This window comes from Burkholderia sp. APQ4-4ca (assembly GCF_057837105.1).
Genome location: NZ_JBYQCG010000235.1, coordinates 1 through 8024 on the forward strand (window position 1 = coordinate 1; position 8024 = coordinate 8024).

The 8024-nt window shown below is 65.3% G+C and carries 10 protein-coding genes and 1 tRNA gene; 9 read left to right on the forward strand and 2 right to left on the reverse strand.

The window, feature by feature from the left end; genetic code table 11:
* Positions 1-200: 200 nt before the first annotated feature.
* The 7 genes from tolQ to AC3IFE_RS29840 all read left to right on the forward strand — a co-directional run bounded on the left by tolQ (position 201) and on the right by AC3IFE_RS29840 (position 5276).
* Positions 201-878, forward strand: coding sequence for a protein TolQ (gene tolQ, locus AC3IFE_RS29810; RefSeq protein WP_006476795.1), 678 nt, complete (start codon positions 201-203; stop codon positions 876-878).
* 10 nt (positions 879-888) lie between these two features.
* Positions 889-1338 (forward strand): protein TolR, encoded by a 450-nt coding sequence (gene tolR / locus AC3IFE_RS29815; protein WP_006484943.1) that lies wholly within the window; start codon positions 889-891, stop codon positions 1336-1338.
* Complete coding sequence (gene tolA, locus AC3IFE_RS29820; RefSeq protein WP_489193808.1) at positions 1335-2390, forward strand: cell envelope integrity protein TolA; 1056 nt, start codon at positions 1335-1337, stop codon at positions 2388-2390. The genes tolR and tolA overlap by 4 nt, the downstream gene beginning before the upstream one ends.
* A 109-nt stretch (positions 2391-2499) precedes the next feature.
* Positions 2500-3795 carry a Tol-Pal system beta propeller repeat protein TolB gene (gene tolB / locus AC3IFE_RS29825; RefSeq protein WP_301738038.1) on the forward strand — a complete coding sequence of 432 codons (1296 nt, stop codon included), beginning with the start codon at positions 2500-2502 and terminating at the stop codon, positions 3793-3795.
* Positions 3796-3812: 17 nt separating this feature from the next.
* On the forward strand, positions 3813-4322 hold the full coding sequence (gene pal, locus AC3IFE_RS29830) for a peptidoglycan-associated lipoprotein Pal (protein WP_489193811.1): 510 nt from the start codon (positions 3813-3815) through the stop codon (positions 4320-4322).
* Between the two features lie 19 nt (positions 4323-4341).
* Positions 4342-5091 (forward strand): tol-pal system protein YbgF, encoded by a 750-nt coding sequence (gene ybgF / locus AC3IFE_RS29835; protein WP_089466748.1) that lies wholly within the window; start codon positions 4342-4344, stop codon positions 5089-5091.
* Positions 5092-5199: 108 nt separating this feature from the next.
* A tRNA-Lys gene (locus AC3IFE_RS29840) sits at positions 5200-5276 on the forward strand.
* Here the strand turns inward: AC3IFE_RS29840 and AC3IFE_RS29845 are convergent.
* The gene (locus AC3IFE_RS29845) at positions 5271-5849 is read right to left on the reverse strand and encodes a glycosyltransferase family 2 protein (protein WP_489193813.1); all 579 of its coding nucleotides are present in this window, start codon (positions 5847-5849) and stop codon (positions 5271-5273) included. The two genes, AC3IFE_RS29840 and AC3IFE_RS29845, sit on opposite strands and share 6 nt — an antisense overlap.
* 138 nt (positions 5850-5987) lie before the next feature.
* The gene (gene yiaA / locus AC3IFE_RS29850; protein ID WP_050011812.1) at positions 5988-6431 is read right to left on the reverse strand and encodes an inner membrane protein YiaA; all 444 of its coding nucleotides are present in this window, start codon (positions 6429-6431) and stop codon (positions 5988-5990) included.
* A 270-nt stretch (positions 6432-6701) separates the two neighbouring features.
* On the opposite strand from yiaA, the gene AC3IFE_RS29855 reads away from it, so the two are divergent.
* Both AC3IFE_RS29855 and AC3IFE_RS29860 read left to right on the forward strand, forming a co-directional pair.
* Entirely contained in the window at positions 6702-7031 is a 330-nt protein-coding gene (locus AC3IFE_RS29855) for a carboxymuconolactone decarboxylase family protein (protein ID WP_006484989.1), read from the forward strand.
* A gap of 194 nt (positions 7032-7225) precedes the next feature.
* Positions 7226-8024 (forward strand): class II glutamine amidotransferase (locus AC3IFE_RS29860; protein ID WP_489193923.1); only part of this gene is annotated, 799 nt, incomplete at its 3' end.

The following is an 8024-nucleotide window of genomic DNA, read 5'->3' on the forward strand; positions in this document are numbered from 1 at the left end:
ATCGCGGGCCCGTCATCGACACCGGGCAGACCGGTCTGTCAACGAAGCTCGCATGAGCGCCGTTTAGATACAGCCTATGAACTTGCCGTTCTGATTCGATACTAAGCAAGGTTCGGCGTCGGGCATCGCCGGCGCGCCGCGCCGCACGCACACCGGACGCCCTTGCCGGGCATTCCCGAAGGGACGTTACTCAAACCTCTATGAATACTGTTCAAGACCTGTCGATCATTTCCCTCGTCCTCAACGCGAGCGTGCTGGCCCAGGCCGTGATGGGGCTGCTGCTGCTGCTGTCGCTGATGTCGTGGACCTTCATCTTCCGCAAGTGGTTCGCGATCCGCCGCGCACGCGCGCAGACCGAACGCTTCGAGAAGGATTTCTGGTCGGGCGGAGACCTGCAGGCGCTGTATCAAAGCGCGGCCAACAACCGTCACACGATCGGTGCGCTCGAGCGGATTTTCGAATCCGGGATGCGCGAATTCCTGAAGGCGAAGGAAAAGCGCCTCAGCGATCCGGGCCTCGTGCTCGACGGTGCGCGCCGCGCGATGCGCGCGTCGTTCCAGCGTGAAATGGACGTGCTCGAAGCCAATCTCGCATTCCTCGCGTCGGTCGGCTCGGTCAGCCCGTACATCGGTCTGTTCGGCACGGTCTGGGGGATCATGAACTCCTTCCGCGGCCTCGCGAACGTGCAGCAGGCCACGCTCGCGAACGTCGCGCCGGGCATCGCCGAGGCGCTCGTCGCCACCGCGATCGGCCTGTTCGCCGCGATTCCGGCGGTGGTCGCGTACAACCGCTACGCGCACGACATCGACCGCCTCGCGATCCGCTTCGAGACCTTCATCGAAGAGTTCTCGAACATCCTGCAGCGTCAGGCCCAGTAAGGAGCGCGCCATGGCAGGAAGCCCCATCCGATCCAGCATGCGCGGCGGCCGCTCGCGCCGCGCGATGGCCGACATCAACGTCGTGCCGTACATCGACGTGATGCTGGTGCTGCTCGTGATCTTCATGGTCACCGCACCGCTCGTCGCGCCGTCGATCATCAACCTGCCGACCGTCGGCAATGCCGCGCCGCAGGAGCAGACGCCGCCCGTCGTCGTCAACATCAAGGCCGACCGCACGATGAGCGTCAAGTACAAGGGCGATTCGGGCGCGACCCAGGAAGACACGATGACGAAGGCCGAACTCGACAGCTTCATCTCGGCCCGTCAGGCCGATCATCCTGACCAGCCGGTCGTGATCGCAGCCGACAAGACCGTGCAGTACGATGCCGTCATGACCGTGATGTCCGATCTGAAGGCGCGCGGCGTCAAGCGCGTCGGCCTCCTCGTCAAATCGCAATGAACCGGCAGCAATCCACGCGCAGGTCCGCCTACCCGCTCCAGCCTCCTCGCGAGCGCGGGACGTGGCGCGCGTTCGCGCTCGCCGCGCTGATGCACGTGCTGCTCGCACTGTTCCTCTATCACGGCGTGCAGTGGCAGAACAGCACGCCGGCCGGCGCCGAGGCCGAGCTGTGGACCGAAGTGCCCGACGTCCCCGCGCCGCGGCCCGTCGTCACGCCCACGCCGCCCGTGAAAGTCGCGCCGCCCCCTCCGCCGGTGCGCGACGAGCAGGCCGACATCGCGCTGCAGCAAAAGAAGCGTCAGCAGGAAGCGGCCGCGCGCGAAGCGCAGCTCGAGCAGCAGCGCCGTGCGCAGCAACTGAAGGCCCAGCAGGAAGAGGAAGCCCGGCGCGCGCAGCTTGCCGCGCAGCAGGCCGCCGCGCTCGCCGCCCAGAAGGCCGCGGAACGCGAAAAACAGAAACAGGCCGAGAAGCTCAAGCAACAGCAGCTCGCCGAGCAGCAGAAGCTCGAACAGCAGAAACTCCAGCAGCAAAAGCAGGCGCAGCTCGAAGCGCAGCAGGCGGCGAAGGCGAAGGCCGACGCAGCCGCGAAGGCAAAGGCGGAAGCCCAGGCCAAGGCGAAGGCCGAAGCCGCGGCGCGCGCGAAGGCCACTGCGGCGGCGAACGCGAAGCTCGACCGCGAGCGCAACGCGCGCCTCGCGCAAATGCAGGGGCTGTCCGGCGCCGGCGAAGGCGGCGGCGACGGCCTCGCGAAAAGCGGCACAGGCACGGGCTCCGGCGGCAATGCCGCGACGCCCGGCTATGCCGACAAGGTGCGCCGCCGCGTCAAGCCGAACATCGTTTGGGGCGGCGAGCGGGCAGGCCTGACCACCGTCGTCAAGATTCGGTGCACGCCGTCCGGTGACGTATTGAGCGCATCGGTCTCCCGCTCGAGCGGGAATTCGGGGTGGGATCAAGCCGTGGTCAATGCGATCCACGCATCGGTCCCGTTGCCGCCCGATTCTAACGGTCGTACCCCGTCCGACATTACGATTACCTTCAAGGCGGCGGAGTGAAACGAAATGCGCTTACACTCCGGGCGTCGCTGTCGGACGGGAACGAATCGGGTATTTTTACTGTCTCTGCGGTTGCGCAGCGATCCAAGCCATACGGGAAGCAAGAAGCATGAGTTTGATGACAAAGCTAGGTTTCAGGGCACTCGTGGCCTCGTGTCTGATTACGGCGGGCAGCGCCGCTAACGCCCAGGTCAACGTGCTGATCACCGGTGTCGGGTCGACCCAGTTCCCCATTGCCACCGCGAATTTCACGAACGAGGCGAGCCTGCCGCAGCAGGTTACGTCGATCGTGCGCGCCGACCTCGCCCGCAGCGGCAAATTCACCAACATCGACGCGGGCAGCACGCCCGTGCCCGAGACCGCATCGGTCGATCTCGGCGCGTGGAAGGCCAAGGGCGCGAATGCGTTCGTCGCCGGCAGCGTGAACCGCGAGGCGAACGGCCAGTACAAGGTCAACTTCATCCTGTACGACACCGTGAAGCAGCAAAGCCTCGGCGGCCTGTCGCTGACGGCCACCGACACCACGCTGCGCACGGCCGGCCACAAGATCGCCGACTACATCTACCAGAAGCTGCTCGGCGTGCGCGGGGTGTTCGCCACGCGCCTGTCGTACGTGATCAAGACCGGCAACCGCTACCAGCTGCAGATTTCGGATTCGGACGGCCAGAACGCGCGCATCGCGCTGTCGAGCACCGAACCGATCATCTCGCCGGCGTGGTCGCCGAGCGGCACGAAGGTCGCGTACGTGTCGTTCGAGCGCAAGAAACCGATCGTCTACATCCATGACCTGCCGACCGGTCGCCGCTACATGGTCTCCGACCAGAAGGGTAACAACAGCGCACCGGCGTGGTCGCCGGACGGCAACACGCTGGCCGTCGCGCTGTCGCTGACGGGCAATACGCAAATCTATACGGTCAACGCGAACGGCGGCGGCCTGCGCCGTCTCACGCAGAGCAGCTCGATCGACACCGAACCGTTCTACTCGCCGGACGGCCGCTGGATCTACTTCACGAGCGATCGCGGCGGCGCGCCGCAAATCTACCGGATGCCCGCACAGGGCGAGAGCGCCGGCGCCGCGCAGCGCGTGACCTTCACCGGCAGCTACAACACGAGCCCGCGCGTGAGCCCGGACGGCAAGCTGCTCGCTTACATCTCCCGCACGGGCGGGGGCTTCAAGCTGTACGTTCAGGATCTGCAGACTGGCGCGGCGAACGCCATCACGAATACCAATCGCGACGAATCGCCGAGCTTCGCGGCAAACGGCCAGTACCTTCTGTACGCTACCCAGTCGGGTGGCCGCAACGTGCTGGCTGCAGTGCCTTCCGACGGCAGCGCGCCGCCGCAGATCCTGTCCGTCCAGGGCGGCTCCGTTCGCGAGCCGTCGTGGGGGCCCTTCATGCAATGACCACAAGGAGAGTAACCATGATGTCGAATAAAGCTCGTCTGGCCCTGGCCGTGATGATGATCAGCGCGCTCGCAGCGTGCAAGTCGGGCGTGAAGCTCGACGACAAGGCGAACGCCGGCGCAATCGGCACGCAGCCGAGCGCCGACAACGTCGCGCAAGTGAACGTCGATCCGCTGAACGACCCGAACAGCCCGCTCGCGAAGCGCAGCATCTACTTCGACTTCGACAGCTATTCGGTGAAGGACGAGTACCAGCCGCTGATGCAGCAGCACGCGCAGTACCTGAAGAGCCACCCGCAGCGCCACGTGCTGATCCAGGGCAACACCGACGAACGCGGCACGAGCGAGTACAACCTCGCGCTCGGCCAGAAGCGTGCGGAAGCCGTCCGCCGCGCGATGGCCCTGCTCGGCGTGAACGACTCGCAAATGGAAGCCGTGAGCCTCGGCAAGGAAAAGCCGCAGGCAACGGGTCACGACGAAGCATCGTGGGCGCAGAACCGTCGCGCCGACCTCGTCTACCAACAGTAAGTAACGGAAGAATCGCCGTATGACGCACCGTTCAACCTGGCTGCGCGTTGCCGCAGCATTCTGCGTCGCGGGCGCGGCGTGGTCGGCCGCGCCGGCGCACGCCGGCATGTTCGACGACAACGAAGCGCGCCGTGCCGTACTCGATCTGCGCAGCAAGAGCGACAACCTGTCGAGCCAGTTGTCGGCCGCCCAGCGTACGATCCTCGATCAATCCGGCCGTCTCGACCAGCTGAGTCAGCAGGTCGCGACGCTGCGCGGCGAGAACGAGGATCTGACGAACCGGCTGACGACGCTCGAGCGACAGCAGAAGGAGTACTACCAGGATCTCGACACGCGGCTCAAGAAGTTCGAGCCGCAGCAGGCGACGATCGATGGTGTCGAAGGCACCGTGCAGCCGGGTGAAACGGATGCGCTCAGCGCGGCGCAGCAGCAGTTCCGCAACGGCAACTTCAAGGCGGCCGCGGCTTCGTTCCGCGCGTTCATCGCGAAGTATCCGCAAAGTCCCTATCAGCCGACCGCGCAGTACTGGTACGGCAACGCGCAATACGCGCTGCGCGACTACCGCGGTTCGACCGCGACGTGGCAAGGGATCGTCAGCAAGTTCCCGCAACACCCGCGCGCGGCCGACGCCTTGGTGGCGATCGGTACGAACCAGCTCGAACAAGGCCAGAAGGCGGCCGCGAAGAAGACGTTCGAGCAGGTCGTGTCGCAGTACGCCGGGTCGAACGCGGCGCAGACGGCGCAGGGCAAGCTCGAAACCATCAAATAATTATCGTGACGGGTTGTTGACAGCCTTGTAACCCGCCGCTATAATCTTTTGCTCTTCAGGTCGTTGCTCAGTTTATTGAAGCAACGAACCGACAGGTTTCAAGAATGTGGGGTGGTAACTCAGTTGGTTAGAGTATCTGACTTTTAATCAGAGAGTCGAGGGTTCGAGTCCCTCCCACCCTACCAACTATCTTCGATAGTGTAAAAAAGCCTCCCTCGCGGAGGCTTTTTTGCGTCTGTCGTCGCGCCGATGGAGCAGGATTCTCGACGATGCTCGCCACGCTCAGGTCGCGAGCGACCTGATCCAGCCCCCGGCCGATTCACCGCACACTCACGTCCCGCAGTACCGCACCATATAGGTGCTTGAGCCCAGTCGTCGGCCGGCTGGCAATCGGCATCGCCGAATACGACGATGTCGCAGCGATCGGCATCGACGCGATCGAAGCCGTCGTTCTTCGCGTCGTAGTAGCCGGTGCTCGCGCCGATCTCGACGAAGTCGATCGGGCGGCCGGCCAGCGCGGTGATGTCCGCGCACGCGTCGGCGGGCAGGCCGTCGTGCGTGATGATCCATTGCGCAAGTTCCGCCGGCGGCACGGTCTGTTTCGCCAGCGCCGCCATGACGCGCTTCAGGCTGTCGACGGCCTGCGCGAGCGCCGCGCCGCCGCGCAGGTTGTTGGTCTCCAGCACAAACGCAGCCCGCGCGGCCACGGAACGGGCGGCCGTGCGCGTCCGCGCTGCGGTGTCGGTGAAGTTCGGCATCCGGAATATCTCCATCGTCATGCGCGACGGCATGGACAAAACGAAAGGACATCGGGCCCGCGGCACGCCGGCGAATGCGGGTACCACGAACGGCGTCGCGCAGCGGGCGGCCTCGGCGGGCGCCCGCTGCACGTGCGGTCACTCCTGGATCGACGGCGCGGAATCGGCGTCGGTATAGCGCGGCTTCGCGTTCTGCAAGTCGCGCGTGTTCTTCTGCACGGCCACCGAGCCGAACAGCGCGAGCACGAACGACATCGCGTAAAAGCCCTTCTCGCTCAATTGCAGCGTCGCGTTGAAGAGGCCGACGATCAGCAGCGCGATCGACAGCAGCAGCGCGATCCAGCTGAGGCCGTAGTAGATGCCGGTGACGGGGATGCCTTCCGCGCGGTCGCGCACGCTCTTCTGCAGCGAAATCGCCGCATAGAGGCCGAACACCAGCACGGTGAAGTAATAACCCTTCTCGTTGAGCTGCATGCCGGCGTTCCAGAGCCCGATCAGGAAGGCCGCGAAACCGGCGATCAGTGCGGCCCACGACGCGGCCACGAACGCGAACGACGGTTGCTGGATGGTGGTCTGGTTCATTGCTTTGCCCTCTCTTTCTTGTTGTTCGAAATCGTTGTCATCGAACTGCGTTTTGCGCATGGTAGCAGCTTTGGCGCGCGTCACGACGGCCCGTCGCGCATCCGCCGCGAGCGTGAGCCACGGTTGACGCAATGCATCCACGAGACGATTGCGCTGAAAATCGACGCCTCAACGTATCCAAACCCTCATCGATAGCGATCAGAATAGCCTTGCATCGCCGGAGTTCGCGGCACCCGCCGCCCTCCTCACTCTTTTCGACAAGGACGCATCATGCTGAACTGGAACGAATACCGGAAGGAACTCTCGACGCGTATCGGCGACATCGCCAAGCTGTCGCCCGATACGCTGGCCGGCTACAAGGCGCTGTCCGGCGCGGGCGCCAAAACCGGCCATCTCGACGCGAAAACGCGCGAGCTGATCGCGCTCGCGGTGGCCGTCACGACGCGCTGCGACGGCTGTATCGCCGTGCATACGGCAGAAGCGGCCAAGCATGGCGCGACCAAGGAGGAAGTGGCGGAAGCGCTCGGCGTAGCGATCGCGTTGAATGCCGGTGCGGCGCTCGTCTATTCGGCGCGCGTGATGGACGCGCTCGGCGACTGAGCCCGCGCGGTGCGGCACGCTCGTCGTGCCGCACCGCGTCGTTGCGTGGCGTGGCGCGCGACCGCATGGCCGGGCGGTTGCGCATCGCGCGAACGAGCCTGCCGTGCGTGACGAATATGGGCGACTCGCTTCGACGCGTAAGCGTCGTGGAGTCGGCTACCATGCGCGAACGATACATCGTGAAGGAGCGCTCCATGTGCCGTTGGCTCGCCTATACGGGCAATCCGATTCATCTGGAAACCGTGCTGTTCCGCGCGAAGCATTCGCTGATCGACCAGAGCCTGCATTCGGAGCTGGGCGCGACGACCACCAACGGCGACGGCTTCGGCATCGGCTGGTACGGGCACCCCGACGAACTCCCGTTCCGCTATCGCTCCGTGCATCCCGCATGGAACGACCGCAACCTGCGCGAAGCCGCGCGTGCGATCCGCTCGCGGATGTTCGTCGCGCACATTCGCGCGGCGACCGACACGCCCGTGCAGGAAACCAACTGCCATCCGTTCCGCCACGGCCGCTGGCTGTTCGCGCACAACGGGCTGATCCGCGATTTCCACAAGCTGCGCCGCGACCTGACGATGAAGGTCGATCCCGCGCTGTTCCCCACGCTCGAAGGCTCGACCGACTCCGAACTGATGTTCCGCCTCGCGCTGACGTACGGTCTCGAGCAGGCGCCGCTGCCGGCGCTCGAACGCATGGTCGGCGTGGTGGAGGAAACCGCCGCGCGGCATCGCGTCGCCGATCCGCTCAACATGACGATCTGCGCGACGGACGGCGAACGGATCGTCGCGGTGCGCTATTCGAGCGAACGGCAATCGCGCTCGCTGTTCCAGAGCACGTCGTTCAAGCACCTGCACGAGCTGTATCCGCATAACCCGCGCATCGCCGAAGCCGGCGACGAGGCGTTCATGGTCGTGTCGGAGCCGCTCGTCGACCTGCGCGGCGCGTGGGAGGAAGTGCCGGAGGGCATGGCGATCGTCGCGCACGGCGCCGATG